A 17,447-nucleotide genomic window follows, 5' to 3' on the forward strand; every position below is an offset into this window, starting at 1 on the left:
AACGGGTGGCGCGCGGTGGAACCTCAGGTCAGCAGGGCCGGGAGCTTCTCGTATCCCCGCAGGATCCGCGTCGGCCGATGCTCGGCACCCGGCCGCAGTCGCAGGTCGGGAAAACGCTCGAACAGGGCGCGCAACCCGACCTCGCCCTCCATACGGGCCAGTGCCGCGCCAAGGCAGTAGTGCCTGCCGGAGGAGAACGCGATGTGCTCGCGGGCGTTCGGCCGTGTCACGTCGAACGTGTGCGGATCGTCGAACACCTCGGGGTCTCGGTTGGCCCCTGCCAACAGCGTCGTCACGAGCGCGCCGGCACGGACGCGCGTGCCCGAGATCTCGGTGTCGCGGACGGTCGTACGGCCGGTGAGCAGTACGGGCGGGTCGAACCGCAGGATCTCGTCGACCGCGCCGGGCCACAACGACGGATCCTGTCGTGCCTTGTCGAGCTGCTCCGGGTGCTCACGCAGCAGTGCGATCCCGTTGCCCAGCAGGTTCACGGTCGTCTCGAACCCGGCCGCGAGGACGAGGCCCGCCGTCGCGCGCAGCTCCTTGTCGTCGAGACCCACGCCGTCCTCGCGTGCCGCGACGAGCTTGCTCAGCAGGTTGTCGCCGGGGTTCGCCTTCAGCGCGGCGAGATGATCACCCAGCCATGCGTCGAACTCGGTCAGCGCACGGTCGGTGTCGCGGAACTGTCGCCACGGCATGCCCATGTCGAGACTCGGCGCGGCCGCGGTGCCGAGGGTGAGGACCTTGTCTCGTTCGTGATCGGGAACGCCGAGGATCTCCGCGATCACGGTCACCGGCAACAGGCTGCAGTAGGTCTCGACCAGGTCGACCTCCTCGCCGGCCCGCGCTCGGGTCTCCAGTGCGTCGAGCAGCTCGGCGGCGACCTCCTCGGTGCGTGTGCGCAGGTTCTCGACCGCGCGGGCGGTGAACACCCGGGTCACGAGCTTGCGGTAGCGGGTGTGCTCGGGCGGCTCGGTGGCCAGCATCGACGGCGGCTCGACCGGATGCAGGTGATCCGAGGCCGACCAGGTGCTCAGCCTGCCGAGCACGCCGTCCACCCGGTCGATCCCGGCGCGAACGTCCTGCGAGGTCAGCACGTCACGGACGACGGAATGCCGCGAGACCAGATAGGAGTACTTCCCCCGGACGACCGGTCCGCGGCCGTGGATCTCGTCGAACAGGCCGGTCAGGCCCCTGGTCGGCGTCTCGGCCGATTCGGTGAACAGTCTCGCCTGCAGATCCCCTTCTCCTGCGGCGCGGCGGAGCGCGACGCGGGGAATCGCATGGGTCACGCCCCAGCGCACGGCCTTCTTCGCGACGGACACCGTTGGCCTCCCGCAATCTACTGTCGAGTAGGTACGCGTTCCAGTCTGCCCCCGACGGTCCACCGGGGAAAGGGGCTGCTTCGACCGCGCGGCGCGGGTCGGAATCGGACGCCCGTGCTCGCGCCTCAGTCGGGCCGGCTCGCGGTGGCCAGCGTGACGATCGCGGATTCGAGGGCGCGCTGCAGTGTGTCGAGCTCGGGGGCGCCGGGCGGGTGCTGCAGCATCCGGTGAGCGAAGCCGTCGGTCAGGGCGATGATCGCGTGCGCCAGCTCTCCCGTGTCCATGGCCGGAGCCGCTGTGTCGGTGCTGGTCGTGTCGCCGGCCGTGGCTGCCTCGTCGGTCGCGCCCGTGTCGGGTGCTGCCGGGTCCCGCCACGCCGTGTCACCGCTGGTCGTGTCGCCGGAGGTCTTCCCGGTGGAAGTCGCGTCGAGGGAGGCGACGAGCCGCTCGTGCAGCTGGGCGTAGCTCGTGGCGATGCGCTCGGCCCACTCCGGAAGGTAGGCCGCTCGCGCGGTGAACGACCACAGCAGGGCGTTCTCCGCGCGGGTGTTGTCGTCGAGCGGCAGTACCTGGCGCAGGTAGTCGGTCAATGGAGCGTCGTCGGGCAGCGCGTTCCATCGTGCGACGAGGCGTTCGTCGGACAAGTCCAGCGCGCACAGCAGCAGTTCGTCCTTGGTGGCGAAGTACTTCTGCACGGCACCCGGCGACATTCCCGCCTCGGCCGCGACGGTACGGATGCTCACCGCTTCGAGTCCGTTCGTGGCGGCCAGTCGCAGCGTCGCGTCCGCGACGGCGAGCCTGCGGGCCTCCCGGTCGACGACTTTCGGCATCTGTCCTCTCCCCGTCGATCCCACGATCGTGGCGGGTGGGTGAACGTCTCGCGCAGCCCACGTTTCGGATACGATCGTATCCGAAACCGTGATGTGGGGGAGACCATGACGCAACGGGCCGCGTCGCAGCGCGACGAGGAGCGTCGGCAGTCGACCGGTGGCAGGAGCCGTGTCACGCGCGAGAACGAGCTCGCCGCGGGGCTGGCACGCGGACCCGTCGAGGTCCTGGACTTCGTGCTGCCGTTGTGGGCGGGGAGCGTGCTGGGCCTGTCCCCGGCGGCCATCGGCGTGCTGACGGCCACCGAGACGCTCGTGTCACTGCTGGCACGCCCCGTCGCGGGCGCCATGGCCGACCGGGCGGATCGTGGCCGGGTCGCCGCGGCCGGTGCACTGCTGTACGCCCTGTCCTTCGCCGGCTACGCGGTGGCGGGCGGGCAGGCCATGGCGATGATCGCGGCGGTCGTCGGCGGCGTCGGCGGCGCGCTGTTCTGGGTGGCGCTCCGGGCACGGGTCGCCGAGGGCCTCACCGACGATTCGAGCGCCTTCGCCCGGTTGTTCGCCGCGGAGGGCACCGGCACGTGGATCGCCTTCGTCGTGGCACTCACCGCCGTGTCGCAGATCGACTACGCGGGCGTGTTCTGGCTCGGCGCCGCGGCCTCGGCCGGCGCAGCGGTGGTGCTGGTCGGCCGCAGATCCCCGCGCAGTGCGGCGAGGGAACCGGTGCCTGCGTTCCGCGCGCTGGGCAGGCGCCTGTGGCCGCTGCTCGGCGTGGTCGCCCTCACCGCGGTCGCCGAGACGGGTGTGGCGCTGCTGCTGATGCTCCACCTGCAGCGCGGGCACGACCTCGACATCGGCGCGATCGCGGCCGTCTTCCTGCCCGGATTCATCGTCTACAGCACGATCCCCGAGTACCTGCACGGCGTGGTGACGCGCCTGGGCAGGACGACCGTCGTGTCGGTGGCGCTGAGCTGCAGCGCGGTGTTCGCGGGCACGCTCGCCTTCGCGCCGAACCCGTGGGTGATCGCTGGCGCGTGGATCCTCGCTGCGGCGGCGTTCGCGGCGGCGATCCCCGTCGAGCAGGCTGCCGTCGCCGAGGCGGCGGGCGTCAGCCTGGGCCGCGGCATGGCGGTGTACGAGAGCGCGGTGCTCCTCGGCGCGACGGCCGGCGCCGTGAGTGCAGGCGCCCTCTACGAGGTCGACGGCGGCTGGCAGCTCGCGTGCGGTTTCGCCGCGGGCGTGCTCGTACTGGCCGCGGTCCTGATGCGCATCGCACTGCGGAAGGTCGGCGTGACCGACCGGCCCGTGCCCCCGCCGAGTGCCGCGGGGCCTGCCACGGCTTCCGACACAGGCGACCCGGCGGAGCAGCCGGACGGCCCCGGAGCGGCAACCGAGGACTCGCCGGAGCCGGCGACAGCAGCGGAGCCGGGATCGGCGACGCCAGCGGAGTCGGGGACAGCGGAGCCGGACACCACAGCGGAGCCGGACACCACAGCGGAGCCGGACACCACAGCGGAGCCGGGGACACCGGGGGAGCCGACGGCGAGAACCCTGGCCGAGTCGACCACCGGCACGTCGGCCGTGTCCGCCGCTCTGCCCGATCGCCAACCGGAGTCCGCCGGTACGGAACCCCCTACCGGCACGACGTCGCACAGTGGAACGGAGACGGTGATGACCGACGACACGGAAACCACACGGCACCGGGAGAAGGCCTCGCCGTTGCAGGCGTGGGGCGTGCACGCGGCGGTGTACGTCGTCGCGCAGATCGCACTGGCCATCGCTGGCTACAGCTGGCCCGTCGAAACCGTGATCGGGTGGCCGCACGAGGCGGAGTACTTCTGGAACTCCTCGGGGCACTGGCTGCTGAACGCCGGCCGGATCTGGACGTTCATCTTCGTGCTCGACACCGTGTGGTCGGTCGGTCGCGCCGTGTTCGTCCGGCGGAGCCGTTGACGCGTACCGCCTCCGGCCGGGCCGGTATCGGGATACGGTACCGGGCATGGCCCGTACCGATGTCGGCGTGATGCGCCGCGCAGCGGCGTGGAGCGAGTGGCGCAGGCCCCGCCCCGACCCTTCGATCCAGCGCTCGGATCTGGCGATCACCGCCGGCATGTTCGCCGGAATGGTCATCGTGATGCTGGCGGTCAACGGCATGGGTGCCCAGACCTTCGGGACCGCGCCGTCCCTGCAGGAGCAACTGGTCTGGGGCACGGCGCTGTCGCTTCCGCTCGTGGCGAGGCGGCGTTTCCCCGTCGCGGTGCTGCTGGTCGTCGGCGCGGTGTTCATCGCCGCGCAGGCGCGCCAGATCGGTGACAACACCGTGCCGTCGGTGTGCGTGTTCCTCGCGAGCTACAGCGTGGGCGCGTGGGAGCGCAACCGCAGACTCGCGCACTGGTCGCGAGTCGTGGTGATCATCGCGATGTTCCTGTGGCTCGCCGTCTCCTTCATCACGGCGATGGCCGAGGACTTTCCCGATTTCCCCGGTTCGACAGGGCCGTTCGACCCGGTCCTCGCCTCGGTCGTGTACGCCCTGTTGTTCAACGGCGTGTTCTTCGGTGCCGCGTACTTCTTCGGAAACATGGCCTGGGAGACGGCGCGGCGCAGAGCCGAGCTGGAGGAACGCAACGACCAGCTGCGCAGGTCGCAGGAGGAGAACCTGCGCGGAGCCCTCGTCGCGGAGCGGGTGCGGATCGCTCGGGACCTGCACGACGTCGTGGCGCACAGCGTGTCGGTGATGGGAATCCAGGCGGGTGCCGCGCGCCGCACGCTCGATCGGGACCCCGCGCTGGCCGGTGAGGCGTTGCAGACGGTCGAGGAGACCGCCAGGTCGGCGATCGGCGAGCTGCGCGGACTGCTGGGCGTGCTCCGGTCGGAGCCGGACCCCGCGGAGATCGACGGCGACGCCACGGCGGGTGCCGGCGAAGCCGCCCTCGGCCACGACGTGTCCGGCGGGAGCGGCGACGGCGAGGGAGACCCCGGCCTGCGCGCCGCATCCCCGGGTCTGAGCGATCTTCCGGAACTCGTGTCCAGAATGGACGCCGCCGGTATCGAGGCGCGCTACGGCGTGTACGGCGATCAGCGGCCGGTGCCGGACGCGGTGGCGCTGTCGGCCTACCGCATCGTGCAGGAGGGGCTGACCAATGTCGCCAAGCACTCCGGCGCCGAGGAGGTCGACGTGCGCGTGCGGTATCTGGCGAGCGCACTCGAGGTCGAGATCGTCGACGACGGCTACGGCCGGTCGTCGGCGGGTGGCAGCGGTCTCGGCCAGGCGGGGATGCGGGAGCGCGCCGCGGTGCACGGCGGCGAGGTCGAGGTGGGTCCGCGGGAGAACGGACGGGGATACCGGGTGTGGGTGAGCATGCCGCTCGGTCCGCGGCCGGTGTCCCCTCATACGCAGGAGGAGACCGGATGACCGAGTCGTTGCGGGTCGTGCTGGTGGATGACCAGGATCTGGTGCGGGCGGGCTTCCGGGTCATCCTGGGAGCCGAGCCCGACATGTCGGTCGTCGGCGAGGCGGGTGACGGACGCGAGGCCGTCCGGCTGGTCGGCGAGCTGCGCCCGGACGTCGTCCTGATGGATGTGCAGATGCCGGAGGTGGACGGCCTCGAGGCCACGCGCCGCATCCTCGGCGACCAGGCCGACTCGCCAGCTCCGACGAAAGTCGTCATCCTCACGACGTTCGACAGGGAGGACTACCTGTTCGAGGCGTTGCAGGCGGGCGCGAGCGGTTTCCTGCTGAAGAACGCCTCGCCGGAGGACCTCGTCGAGTCGGTGCGGATCGTCGCCCGCGGCGACGCGCTGCTGTCGCCCGAGGTCACCCGGCGGGTCATCGCCCGGTTCAGCGCGCCGAACGCGGCTCCGCTGCCGGCGACCAGGCCCGACGTGCTGACCGAACGCGAGTACGAGGTGCTGGTCATGCTGGCGCGGGGGGCTTCCAACGGGGAGATCGCCGAGCGGTTCGTCGTCAGCGAGGCGACGGTGAAGACCCACGTGTCGCGGGTCCTGACGAAGCTTGATCTGCGGGACCGGACCCACGCCGTCGTGTTCGCCTACGAGAACGGGATCGTCGCGCCGGGCATCGCGTGAACGGCCGAGCAGGCTTGGTCCGGCAGCGGGGTCCATCGGGAGGCTGACGCCCGGGATACATCGCCAGCCTGACGCGCGTGCCCGTGCCGTGCTCCTAGTCTGCTCGTATGTTGAAGGTGAATGGCGTCAGCCGGAGCTTCGGCGACCACCGGGTCCTCGACTCGGTGTCGTTCGACGTCAAGCCCGGCCGGATGACGGGGTTTCTGGGGGCCAACGGCGCCGGTAAGACCACCACGATGCGGATCATTCTGGGGGTCCTCAAGGCGGACGCGGGCTCGGTGACGTGGCACGGACAGCCGGTCACGCAGGCGGTACGGCAGCGGTTCGGGTACATGCCGGAGGAACGCGGCCTGTACCCGAAGATGAAGGTCGCGGACCAGATTCAGTGGTTCGGCAGGCTGCACGGCATGTCGCAGGCGAAGGCGGCGGCGACCACCGAGCGTCTGCTCGACGAGCTAGACCTGGGCACGCGTGCCAACGACAAGCTCGAGGCGCTCTCGCTCGGCAACCAGCAGCGCGCGCAGATCGCCGCTTCGCTGGTGCACGATCCGGATCTGCTGATCCTCGACGAGCCGTTCTCGGGTCTGGACCCGATCGCGGTCGACACGGTGCTGCGGGTGCTGCGCCAGCGTGCCGCCGATGGGTCGCCGGTGCTGTTCTCGAGTCACCAGCTCAGTGTGGTCGAGCAGCTGTGCGACGACCTGGTGATCATCTCCGGGGGAGAGATCAGGGCCAGTGGCGAACGGGACGAGCTCAAGCAGCGCTACGGCACCCCGCGATACGAGCTGGTCGTCGGGTCGGACGCCGGGTGGCTGCGCGACGTTCCGGGCATCAAGGTGACCAGTGTGGACGGTCCGAAGGCGGTCATCGAGCCCGCTTCGGCGGAGGGCTTCCGCGCCGGCGGTGAAGCGCTGGACCAGCGGATCCTGCAGGAGGCGATGCGCCGCGGCGAGGTGCGGGCGTTCACGCCGGTCGTGCCGTCGCTCAACGAGATCTTCAAGGAGGCGATCTGATGACCAGCGTCGAGGAGCGGACCTCCGTCGAGTCTCGCAACGACAGTGGCGGCGTGACGTTCATGCAGGCCACGTGGCTCGTGGCGGAACGTGAGATCAAGGCGTTCGTGCAGATGAAGGGATTCTGGATCGGGCTCGCGGCGATCGTCATCGGCCTGTTCGCCGCGTCGATCCTGCCGAACGTGCTCGGCGGCGGCGACACGAAGGTCGCCGTCACCAGCACCGAGGTGGCGCAGACGCTCGAAGCGGGCTCCTTCGACGTCGAGCGCACCGACGACGTCGCCGCCGCGGAGGAACTCGTCCGCACCGAAGAGGTCGAGGCGGCGGTCGTGCCGGACACGACGGGCCAGTCGGCGACCGGGGTCGAGGTCGTCGCGCTCGAGAACCCGCCCAGCGACCTCATGGCCTCGCTGGGTTCGCCACCGCCGGTGAACCTGCTCGAGCCGGGCGATGTGAGCGAGGGCGAGAAGCAGCTCGTCATCATGGCGTTCGCGCTGGTGTTCATGCTCTTCGCCATGGGAGGGACGGCGATCGCGCAGAGCGCCGTCACCGAGAAGCAGACCAGGGTCGTCGAGATCCTGGTGTCGACGTTGCCGGTGAAATCGCTGCTGGCGGGCAAGATCGTGGGCCACACCCTGCTCACCGTCGGCCAGGTGATCGTGCTGGCCATCGCCGCTCCGATAGCACTGCAGGCCGGCGGCAACGAGGCGCTGCTCGAGGTGATCCTGCCCGCGCTCGGCTGGTACGTGCCGTTCCTCGTGTTCGCGTTCGTGCTGTTGGCCTCCATGTGGGCGGTCGCCGGATCGCTGGTGAGCCGTCAGGAGGACCTGGGCTCGACGATGGGCCTGGTCATGGCACTGGTGTTCGGCCCGTACATGCTGGTGATCATGCTGTCCGACAACGCGACGGCGATGACCGTGCTGTCGTACGTGCCGTTCTCGGCGGCCATCGCGATGCCGGTGCGCCTGTTCACCGGTGAGGCACAGCTCTGGGAACCGTTCGTGTCGCTGGGACTCATCGCCGTCATGATCGTCGTGATCACGGCCGTGGCGACCCGGCTCTACACGGGTTCGTTGCTCCAGACCGGGGGCAAGGTCAAGCTCTCGCGTGCCTGGTCGTCCGCTTCGGACTAGGGGTTGTGACAACCGGTCCCCGGTCGGCGAGTGCCGGCCGGGGACCGGTCCGTTCGCGTCACGGGCGAGGCCGGGCCGAGAACGTCAACGCGACGTGGTTGAGCGAGGCGGGAAGGCGTCCCGGGTCGAGCCGGGCGCCACCCGTGCCGGTCAGCCGAACCTCGCGTCGGCGCAGGATCGCGGCGAGCAGGGTGGCCGTCGTGAACAACACGACGTCCCTGCCGGGGCACGCCGCGGGACCGCTGCTGAACGGAACGAGCGCGGGCTGTGCCCGTGCTCTGCCGTCGAGCCAGATGTCGGGTTCGAATCGGTCCGCGTAGGGCAGCCGTCCCGAGTCGCGATGGAACAGTGGCGCGAACGCCAGGAACGTGGTCCCCTTCCCGCCCCATGCGGTGTCGGCGCGTGCCTCGCGGAGCAGGGCGGGAGTGGTGGGCCAGAGCCGCAGTGATTCGAGGACACAGGCGCGCAGGAACGGCAGCTGCCGCACCTCACCGACGTCGCCCTGGTCGGCCTCCTCGCGTGCGCGGGCGTGTGCGCCGGGATGGGTCGCGATCAGCGCCAGCGCACGGAACGTGGCGATGCCCGCGGCGTCGAAGGCGAACAACCAATGGGGCACCTGCCCGGTCGTATCGTCCACCCCGGAGTCGTCCGGTTCCGCGTCCGCGGCGACCGCGTTGAGTGCGGCGACGAGACTGCCCCGCCGGTCCAGACCGGCCTGCTGCCGGACCAGCCCGAGGAACCGGTCCCGGAGTCGCCGCTGTTTCGGCAGTAGATAGGCCCAGTTGGCGTCCTGCCTTAGCCGGCCGAGCAGATCCGTGACCTCCCGGTCGGCTGCGGTGTCGCCGCCGAGCGTGAGCTGCCGGACGATCCGCCACCACAGTGCGGAGAAGTCCGCCCAGCCGATGCCGGACGGCAGTTCGTCGGCACCCGTGCCGATCGGGCCCGCCCACTCGCCCGCCAGGTGGTGCAGTCCTCGTCCCGGTTCGAGTGCGTGCTCGTTGGCGTCGCGTCGCCGCTGCCGGCGCGGGCCCTCCGAGATGAGCACGCCGTGGGGCTGGAACCGGCTCAGTGCGGCTCGCTTCTCCAGTGTCGCCGGGCTGAACGGCACCGGCGCATCCGTGAGCAGGTGGCCGACGTCGGCGTGATCGAGGAGCACGGTGACCGAACGCCCCGGCAACCGCAACCGCACCGGGCGGCCGTGGTGGGCGCGGCGGAGCGCACGCAGTGTGGTGATCGCGCGGCGGTCGAGTTCGAACCGTTCGGCCAGCTGCATCACCGCGGGACGGCGCGTGATCGGTCCCGCGCCGATCGTCGGGGCCAGGACCGTCGCCGCGACCCGTGCCGTCTCGGCGAGGGAGGCGGCATCCGACGTCGGGTGCGGTTCGTCCGCACGGAGCGCCCCGCCCGAGGGGGTGGTGGTCGGCGTCGTGGATCGGTCGGAAGTCGTCATGCCGCAGGGATTGCCAGACGGAGCGGACGTGAATCGACCTCGTCGCGCAGGATCGGGTGCTGGCCGGAAGCTCTCACGGGGCGGTGCGGTGCGCGGCGTGCGTTTGCCTGACGCGATGTCGGGAACACGTCGGACATGTCGGACAGGGATGCGTGGGACAAGGGCCGGCCGCACACCGGCCGGTGGGCGCGGACCCTCGTCTGCGTCATCGGTGCCTGCTACCTCGTCCTCGGTGTGGCGGGTCTGGTGAGCGGTCCCGGCAGAGTGCTGGTCTTCAGTTCGGGGGCACTGCTCGACGTCGTTCGCGCAGCGGTCGGGGTGTTGTGCCTCACCGCGTTGCATCCACGTGCGTCGGCCACGGCGCTCGGCTGGTTCCTGTTCGTCGGTTTCACCGCGCTGGTGGCCTACGGCGTACCCGCGGCGATCGCAGCGGATCCGGCCGACGTGGGACAGGTGTTCCCGCTCTCCTGGGCCGACAACGTCGCGCATCTGGTGACGGCGTTGCTGGGACTGGCGATCGGGATGTCGCGGTATCCCGTGCGGGACACCGTTGCTCCCGGTGAACACCGGAACGACTGAGCCACCACCTCGGGCACTGTCCACAGTGGTGGTTGCCGGCGGTGGGACGGACGCGGCCTGCGAGTCACATCACGCCTCGCCCCCGAGATGGGACGCCGCGGCCTGTTAGTTCGCGGCCTCGTTGGGAAACCGGCGGGAGCCGGCGAACACGAACCGGGGGTGACGCGGCGGTGACGATGCCGGCCGGCCCTCCGGACGGCCCCTCTGGAAGGAGGAGGAGATGACGACGCCCGAGAGCGGTCATGTGACCGGGACGAAGGACAAGACCTACAACATCATCTGGTACGTCGAGGCGTGCCTGAGCAACGCGCTGCGACTGGAGACTTACGTCGGCGACGCCGAGCGGGACGGTGACTCCGAGCTCGCCGAGTTCTTCCGCAAGGCGCAGGCCGACAGCCGCAAGGGCGCCGAGCAGGGCAAGGAACTGCTGCGGAAGCGATTGTCGTCCTGACGAACCGGGCCGCGCTCGCGCTCCGGCACGGGTGCACGCGGTGGTCGCCGGCAGCCGGATCGTCCGGGATGCCACGGCCACCGCGGCCGAGGCCGGAACCACGCCGTGCGCCGGGGCCGGAGCGCGAACGCGGCGCCCGGCACGCGCGTTTACCCGGTCGTAGCTCGGGCAACGCTGAGGGAGCCCTCCTGCAGCGGCGGCCACGAAAGGAGCGCCCGATGCAGCACGATCAGTTCGACGCGGCGACTCCGCCGCAGGACACCGGTGCACCCGACAGCGTCGAGCAGGACCCGGCCGCCCTGGGCAGTGCCGAGGACCTCGACGAGGACCGATTGCAGCAGGACCCGCTGGAGGGCGGCGTCGAACCGCCCGAACGGTGGTCCGGTGTCGACCGCTGGGGGACCACGCCGTCCGAGCAGCGCGAGGGCGAACCGCTGGACGAGCGGCTGGCCGAGGAACAACCGGACACGCCCACGCCACCTCCTCCCGAACAGGAACCGGACCTGCCGCGCGGTCTCGACACCGAACGCGGTGAGGAGGCCGACAAGGCGGGCGGCTCGGTGGCGGACGCGATCCGCGCACCCCGGCCGCCCGAGTGACGCGAGGAGGGACGATGCGCAGGAACGAACTGCAGGACGTACTGGCCGCCGAGGGCCCGTTCGCGTGCGCGTACTTCGACGCGTCCCACGACACCGAGGACGCAGCCGACCGGATCCGGTTGCAGTGGCGTTCGGTGCGCGAACAGTTGACCGAGCAGGGCGCAGATCAAGCCACGGTGGACGCGATGAACCGTGCGGTCTCCGGCGGCGAGCCACCGGTCGGTACCGCGGGCAGAGCGTTGATCGGCGCGGGCGGGGACCTGCTCGTCGACGAGTGGCTGCCGTCGCCGCCGCAGACGGTGGCACGCAGGTCGGAGGTGCCCTACCTGCTGCCGCTGCTGGCGACGATGGACCGGCCCGTGCCGTACGTGGCCGTGATCGCCGACCGCACGGAGGCGCGGCTGAAGGCGGTCGACCACAGCGGGGAACCGGTCGCGACGGAGGACGTCAGCGGTGAGGACTACCACGTGCACAAGCCTCGCGGGGGTGGCTGGTCGCATCGGCGGATCCAGCAGTACGCCGAGGAGTCGGTGAAACGCAACGCCCGTGACATGGCCGACGAGGCGGATCTGTTGGCACAGAAGGTGAGCGCGCGCCTGGTCGCGATCGGCGGAGAGGCACAGACACGGTCGGCGTTGCGCGACGAGCTCTCGCCGCGGTGTGCGGAGATCGCGGTCGAGCTGAACGCGGGGCCTGCCGAGGGGGAACCGGATCTGGACGAGTACGACGCGTGGCTCGACGAGCTGGTCGCGCGGCAGCAGGCCGAGGACCGTGACGACATCGTGCAGCGGTACCGGGCCGCCGCGGGCAGGGACGAAGGGGCATCCGGGCTGCGTGCGGTGACCGCGGCGCTGCGGGACGGCCGGGTCGCCACATTGCTGGTGGACCGCGGCGGGCTCGGCGACGGCACCGTGCTGTGGGGCGAGGACCTGCTGCGGGTCGCGACGGCCGAGGACGGGCTGTCGGAACAGGACGTCAGCGAGCACCGCGCGGACGAGGCGCTGCCCGCCGCGGCGATCGCGGCGGGGGCGGACGTGCTGGTGGTCGACGGTGTCGAGCTGCCGGACGGGGTCGGGGCGCTGTTGCGTTACTGAGCCGTCCGGGGCGGAGGGATCCGAATGAAACGCGAGAGTGATCAGCACGCGCCGTGGGTGGACGACCAGCTCGAACAGGAGCTGGAAGGTGCGCTGCGGGGAAACCGGCCGTCGCGGGCGGACGAGCCCAGGGACCCGGAGCCGCCCGCCGATGACGATCCCGACGTCGCGGGATGGTCGCCGCGCACCGAGGACGAGCCCGAGTGAGCCGGGTGTGACTCGGCCGTGGTTCAGCGCCCTGCGGAGTCTTCGTCTCCGGTGTCGCCTTCCTGGCCGCCTGTGACGCGGCTGTCGGTGATCCCGAGGCGGCGGAACACCTCGGGGAGCTCGTCGAGGACGGGTGTACGCATGTCGCGGCCCATGAGGGTGGCGCGCAGGTAGAGCCCGTCCCCGATCAGGCCGATCAGCTCGGCGGTCAGCGGGTCGTCGACGTATTCGTGGGCCAGGTCCGTCCACATGCGAAACGAGGTGGCGAGGGCTTCGTCGGCTTTCGGTTCGCTGCCGAGCAGGCGGAGGGCTGCCACGGACGTCCGGTGGGCCGGCTTGGCCATGTCGGCGTCGGTCACTGACGTGCTGAGCAGGTACCGCACCATGCCCTCGGGGGCGTTCCTCGCGTGTTCCATGTCCCGGCGGGTGCGGTCGAGGAGTCGGTCGATGAGGCCGTCGAGGAGGGCTTCCTTCGATTTGAAGTGGTAGAGCAGCCCGCCCTTCGACACGTCCGCCCTCGCCGCGACGGCGTCCAGCGTGACGGCGGCCAGGCCCTTCTCGATCAGCAGGTCCTCGTAGGCGTCGAGGACCTGTTCGCGTGCGGATGGTCGTCCCATGGCCGGCCACTCTACCGCCCTTGACTGAACCGTCCAGACGGTCTACTTTCGGATTGGCCGGCAAACTGTACCGGCTGGACGGTTCAGAAACTGGAGGAGACGTGGACAGGGCGGGAACGCGCGATTGGGTCGCACTCGGCGTGCTGGTGCTGCCGGTGCTGCTGATCAGCGTGGACATGACGGTGCTCGGATTCGCACTGCCGTACCTGAGTGAGGACCTCGCCCCCACGGGTGCCGAACAGCTGTGGATCGTGGACATCTACTCGTTCGTGCTCGCCGGTCTGCTCGTGTTGATGGGATCGGTGGGCGATCGGATCGGCAGGCGCAAGCTCCTGTTGGCGGGCGCTGCAGTGTTCGGTGCGGCGTCGGTGCTCGCGGCGTTCGCGGCCAGTCCGGCGATGCTGATCGCCGCGCGGGCGCTGCTCGGCGTGGGCGGCGCGACGCTGATGCCGTCGACGCTCTCGCTCATCCGCACGATCTTCACCGACCCGGCGCAGCGCAGGCTGGCGATCGCGGTGTGGGGATCGGGCTTCTCGGGCGGTATGGCGCTGGGGCCGGTGGCGGGCGGCTGGCTGCTCGAGCACTTCTGGTGGGGCTCGGTGTTCCTCGTGAACGTGCCGGTGATGGTCGTGTTGCTCGTCGTCGGACCACTGCTGCTGCCCGAGGCGGCAGACCCTGCGCCGGGCCGGTTCGACCTGCTCTCGGCGGCGCTCTCACTGGCCACCGTGCTGCCCGTGGTCTACGGGATCAAGGACCTTGCCAAGCACGGGATCGGGCTTGCGCCCCTCGCCGCGATCGGGTTGGGGATCGCGATCGGCGCGGCGTTCGTGCACCGGCAGCGGATGCTCACCGACCCGATGATCGACCTGCAGCTGCTGGCCAAACGCGAGTTCAGCGTGTCGATCGGCACCAACATGCTGGGCGTGTTCGCGATGGCGGGGCTGTTGTTGCTGGTCCCGCAGTATCTTCAGCTCGTGCTGGGGATGCCGCCCCTGACCGCGGCGCTGTGGATGCTGCCGATGACGGCGGCAGGTGTCGCAGGGTCGCTGCTGGTGACGCGACTGGCCCGGCACATCCCGGTTCCGCGGTTGATCGGCGCGGGACTGCTGCTCGCCGCGGTGGGCTTCGCACTCGTGGCCGTGCTGGGCGGCGGTGCAGGGCCGGGACTGGTCGTGTCGGCACTCGTACTGGTCGGATTCGGCGTTCCGCTGTCGGAGGTGCTCACGAACGACCTCATCGTGTCGACCGCGCCGCCCGAGCGCGCCGGTTCGGCGGCGGCGATCTCCGAGACCGGGTTCGAACTCGGTGGCGCGCTGGGGACCGCGGTGCTCGGCAGCGTCGCCATGGCGATCTACCACTCCGGGGTGCCCGCCGGTACGCCGGCGGCGGCCCGCGAGACGCTCGGCGGCGCCGTCGCCGCGGCGCAGCAACTTCCGCCTGCGCAGGCCGAGGCGTTGCTCGACACGGCGCGGGAGGCGTTCGTCGCGGGCATGCGGATCAGCGCCGTGGCCGGCACCGTGCTGCTGGTGCTGACCGCCGTGCAGGCCATGGTCCTGCTGCGCCGCACGCGCACGGACGCCGCCGTGCCGGTTTCCGTCTGACGGCGGGGAGGGTGCCCGCCGCCCGGTGGGCACCCTCCCCGTTGCGTCAGCGCAGGACCGTCGCCGCTAGGTCCCTGAGGATCTCGTCGATCTCCTGTTCCAGATCGGCCGTTTCCGAGGTGAGCAGCCACAGCGAGCCGCCGTCGATGCCGAGCACCAGCAACCGGGCGTGCCTGGCGGGGTCGCCGCTGCGGAGTGCGTCCTCCGCGGCGAGGACCTCGAGCCATGCGGTGACGCGTTCGTGCGCGCGCCGGACCGCCGATGCCCACAGCGCGCGGCGATCGGGGGTCGAATCCGGCCCGGCCACCGCCGCCACGGTGGCCGCCCACTGTTCGAGGCCGTCGGCGGGCGTCACGAACTGCCGCAGGCACTCGACCAGCCGGTCCACCGCCGGGATGCGAGTGTCGTGGATGCGAAGGTCGCCGAGTCTGCTGTCGAACACCGCGTCGGTCACGACGTCGTACAGGTCGCGTTGGGTCGGGAAGTAGTAGCGCAACGTGCTCGCACCGACACCGGCGCGAGCGGCCACCGCGCGGACACTCAAGGCGGCCATGCCTTGTTCGACGGCGATCTCCCGGGCGGCGGTCACGATGCCCTGCCGGTGGCCTCCCATGGCGCTCCTCTTGTCGTGGTGGTTCTTGTCGTGGTGGTTTCGCCGTTTCCGACGCCGGGTTCGTGCTATTGTGCCGCTGACTTTAGTACAGTGTACTAATAACTGCGCCGGTGGTGATCGGATGCATTTTCTGGGGATGAGAGGAATCAGGGGAAAACATGATCAGCAGTGTGCAGGAGTGGGCGCTTTCCCTTCCGTGGTTCCTCCACTGGGTGGGAATCCTGGCCCTCGGCGCGATTCCGTTCGTCGAGTCGTACCTCGGATCGGTCATCGGGGTGTTGTCGGGTCTGTCGCCGTTCGTGGCGATCCCGGTGGCGATCGGCGGCAACGTCGTCTCGATGCTGGCGTTCGTGTTCGGCGCGCACGCGGTACGCGGCCGTGTCATGGCCGGCCGCGAAGAGGCCCCGCTGACGCCGCGGAAGCAGAAGCTCAAGGAACGGTTCGACAGGTACGGCGTGGCCGGGGTGAGTTTGCTCGGCCAGATGGTCCTGCCCAGTCAGATCACGTCCGCACTCATCGTGTCGTTCGGTGCCTCGCGGAACCGGGTGATCCTGTGGCAGGTCATCTCGATCATTCTCTGGGGCGTGGTGTGCGGCATCCTCGCCGTCTACGGCGTCAACCTTTTCGCCTGAGTGTGCCCCACGCAGCGATGAGCACGGCCGCTTGCGCCGTGGCGGTGGCGTCGTGGCAGTGGCGCGAGTCCGCGGTGGTGCGGGCGTACCATCGTCGGCCGGCGTCGGGACGCCGACGGACCCTGTCGACCACCGGCCGGCGGCAGGGCAGCGGCACCCGAGCACAGCAACATCCCAGGACAGCAGCACCCGAGAACAGCAAGGTGGGCACATGACCGTACGTACGGCCGTCATCGGTTTCGGACTCGCGGGCCGCGTCTTCCACGCGCCGTTTGTGGATCATGACGATGCGTTTTCGTTGGATTTCGTTGTGACCGGGGATGGGGAGCGGGCGCGGGAGGCGCGGGAGTCGTATCCGGGGGTGGTGGTGTTGCCGGATGTGGCTGCGTTGCTGGAGCGGGCTTCGGATGTGGATTTGGTGGTGGTCGGGACGCCGCCTGCGTCGCATGCGGACATCGCTGGGCAGGCGTTGGACGCGGGCTTGCACGTGGTGGTGGACAAGCCGTTCGCGACGACGAGTGAGCAGGGCCGGGCGTTGATCGACCGTGCGCGGGCGGCGGGCCGGATCCTGACGGTGTATCAGAACCGGCGGTGGGATGGGGATTTCCTGACGTTGCGGGAGCTGGTCGCCTCCGGTGAGCTGGGCGAGGTCTACAGCTTCGAGTCGCGGTTCGAGTGGTGGAAGCCCGAGGGCGGCCGCGGTTGGAAGGCGAGCGCGGGTGTTACCGAGGGCGGCGGGATTCTGTTCGACCTGGGTACGCATTTGATCGATCAGGCGGTGCGGCTGTTCGGGCCGGTCGAGGATCTGTGGGCTGATGTGACCACGCGGGGATCGGATGCCGCTGATGACGATTCGGTGGTGGTGTTGCGGCACGCGAATGGCACGCGGTCACGGTTGATCATGTCGGGGGTTGCGCCGTTGCCGGGGCCGCGGTTTCACGTGTCGGGGTCGCGGGCCGGGTTCACGATCTGGGGGTTGGATCCGCAGGAGGATGCGCTGCGTGGGGGTGCCAGGCCGGGCGATGCCGGGCTTGGGGTTCGCGCCGAGGGGCAGTGGGCCACGGTCGGTACGCGGGACGAGTCGCGGCGGGTCGAGCCGCGGCGTGGGGACTACGGCGAGTTCTACCGCCGGCTCGCCGAGGCCATTGCCGGCACGGGCGAGGTGCCGGTCGACCCGCATGAGGCGGTCGAGGTCCTCGAACTCGTCGAACGCGCCCACA

At 70.5% G+C, this 17,447-nt stretch carries 18 protein-coding genes; 13 read left to right on the top strand and 5 right to left on the bottom strand.

All coding sequences use genetic code 11. The features are described from left to right. Nucleotides 1–23 precede the first annotated feature (23 nt). The gene (locus tag LY40_RS00535) at nt 24–1,325 is read right to left on the bottom strand and encodes a cytochrome P450 (RefSeq protein ID WP_258935580.1); all 1,302 of its coding nucleotides are present in this window, start codon (nt 1,323–1,325) and stop codon (nt 24–26) included. Nucleotides 1,326–1,450: 125 nt separating this feature from the next. Then, on the bottom strand, nt 1,451–2,155 hold the full coding sequence (locus LY40_RS00540; protein ID WP_258935581.1) for a TetR/AcrR family transcriptional regulator: 705 nt from the start codon (nt 2,153–2,155) through the stop codon (nt 1,451–1,453). 105 nt (nt 2,156–2,260) lie between these two features. Here LY40_RS00540 and LY40_RS00545 point away from each other — a divergent pair, with 105 nt between their 5' ends. The 5 genes from LY40_RS00545 to LY40_RS00565 all read left to right on the top strand — a co-directional run bounded on the left by LY40_RS00545 (nt 2,261) and on the right by LY40_RS00565 (nt 8,384). Further along, nucleotides 2,261–4,105, top strand: coding sequence for an MFS transporter (locus LY40_RS00545; RefSeq protein ID WP_258935582.1), 1,845 nt, complete (start codon nt 2,261–2,263; stop codon nt 4,103–4,105). Between the two features lie 46 nt (nt 4,106–4,151). Continuing rightward, entirely contained in the window at nt 4,152–5,564 is a 1,413-nt protein-coding gene (locus LY40_RS00550) for a sensor histidine kinase (RefSeq protein ID WP_228726027.1), read from the top strand. Further along, on the top strand, nt 5,561–6,238 hold the full coding sequence (locus tag LY40_RS00555; protein ID WP_183783482.1) for a response regulator: 678 nt from the start codon (nt 5,561–5,563) through the stop codon (nt 6,236–6,238). The genes LY40_RS00550 and LY40_RS00555 overlap by 4 nt, the downstream gene beginning before the upstream one ends. A 107-nt stretch (nt 6,239–6,345) precedes the next feature. Then, on the top strand, nt 6,346–7,251 hold the full coding sequence (locus tag LY40_RS00560) for an ABC transporter ATP-binding protein (RefSeq protein WP_258935583.1): 906 nt from the start codon (nt 6,346–6,348) through the stop codon (nt 7,249–7,251). Then, the gene (locus tag LY40_RS00565; RefSeq protein WP_183783486.1) at nt 7,251–8,384 is read left to right on the top strand and encodes an ABC transporter permease; all 1,134 of its coding nucleotides are present in this window, start codon (nt 7,251–7,253) and stop codon (nt 8,382–8,384) included. Before LY40_RS00560 ends, LY40_RS00565 begins: the two co-directional genes overlap by 1 nt. A 58-nt stretch (nt 8,385–8,442) precedes the next feature. Here the strand turns inward: LY40_RS00565 and LY40_RS00570 are convergent, their stop codons facing one another. Continuing rightward, nucleotides 8,443–9,834 carry a cytochrome P450 gene (locus LY40_RS00570; protein WP_183783488.1) on the bottom strand — a complete coding sequence of 464 codons (1,392 nt, stop codon included), beginning with the start codon at nt 9,832–9,834 and terminating at the stop codon, nt 8,443–8,445. Nucleotides 9,835–9,969: 135 nt separating this feature from the next. On the opposite strand from LY40_RS00570, the gene LY40_RS00575 reads away from it, so the two are divergent. The 5 genes from LY40_RS00575 to LY40_RS00595 all read left to right on the top strand — a co-directional run bounded on the left by LY40_RS00575 (nt 9,970) and on the right by LY40_RS00595 (nt 12,764). After that, nucleotides 9,970–10,413, top strand: a complete 444-nt coding sequence (locus LY40_RS00575; RefSeq protein ID WP_183783489.1) for a DUF4383 domain-containing protein — start codon at nt 9,970–9,972, stop codon at nt 10,411–10,413. A 220-nt stretch (nt 10,414–10,633) separates the two neighbouring features. After that, nucleotides 10,634–10,864: a hypothetical protein gene (locus LY40_RS00580; RefSeq protein WP_258935584.1), complete on the top strand. Its 231-nt coding sequence runs from the start codon at nt 10,634–10,636 to the stop codon at nt 10,862–10,864. 218 nt (nt 10,865–11,082) lie between these two features. Next, on the top strand, nt 11,083–11,463 hold the full coding sequence (locus LY40_RS00585; protein WP_183783491.1) for a hypothetical protein: 381 nt from the start codon (nt 11,083–11,085) through the stop codon (nt 11,461–11,463). Between the two features lie 14 nt (nt 11,464–11,477). Then, nucleotides 11,478–12,557: an Rv2629 family ribosome hibernation factor gene (locus LY40_RS00590; RefSeq protein WP_183783492.1), complete on the top strand. Its 1,080-nt coding sequence runs from the start codon at nt 11,478–11,480 to the stop codon at nt 12,555–12,557. Nucleotides 12,558–12,581: 24 nt separating this feature from the next. Continuing rightward, nucleotides 12,582–12,764, top strand: coding sequence for a hypothetical protein (locus tag LY40_RS00595; protein WP_183783493.1), 183 nt, complete (start codon nt 12,582–12,584; stop codon nt 12,762–12,764). A 23-nt stretch (nt 12,765–12,787) separates the two neighbouring features. Here LY40_RS00595 and LY40_RS00600 read toward each other — a convergent pair whose 3' ends face one another. Next, a complete protein-coding gene (locus tag LY40_RS00600; protein ID WP_183783494.1) occupies nt 12,788–13,381 on the bottom strand; it encodes a TetR/AcrR family transcriptional regulator in 594 nt (197 codons plus the stop codon). Between the two features lie 101 nt (nt 13,382–13,482). On the opposite strand from LY40_RS00600, the gene LY40_RS00605 reads away from it, so the two are divergent. Further along, nucleotides 13,483–14,982 carry an MFS transporter gene (locus tag LY40_RS00605; RefSeq protein ID WP_258935585.1) on the top strand — a complete coding sequence of 500 codons (1,500 nt, stop codon included), beginning with the start codon at nt 13,483–13,485 and terminating at the stop codon, nt 14,980–14,982. Nucleotides 14,983–15,028: 46 nt separating this feature from the next. On the opposite strand, the gene LY40_RS00610 is transcribed toward LY40_RS00605, so the two are convergent. After that, nucleotides 15,029–15,595 (bottom strand): TetR/AcrR family transcriptional regulator, encoded by a 567-nt coding sequence (locus tag LY40_RS00610; RefSeq protein ID WP_258935586.1) that lies wholly within the window; start codon nt 15,593–15,595, stop codon nt 15,029–15,031. Between the two features lie 158 nt (nt 15,596–15,753). Here LY40_RS00610 and LY40_RS00615 point away from each other — a divergent pair, with 158 nt between their 5' ends. Together LY40_RS00615 and LY40_RS00620 are read left to right on the top strand one after the other, a co-directional pair. Then, entirely contained in the window at nt 15,754–16,227 is a 474-nt protein-coding gene (locus tag LY40_RS00615; protein ID WP_183783497.1) for a small multi-drug export protein, read from the top strand. 211 nt (nt 16,228–16,438) lie between these two features. Then, on the top strand, nt 16,439–17,447 hold a 1,009-nt coding region (locus tag LY40_RS00620; protein ID WP_258935587.1), incomplete at its 3' end, for a Gfo/Idh/MocA family protein.

It is taken from the genome of Prauserella salsuginis, assembly GCF_024648885.1.
GTDB lineage: Bacteria > Actinomycetota > Actinomycetes > Mycobacteriales > Pseudonocardiaceae > Prauserella > Prauserella salsuginis.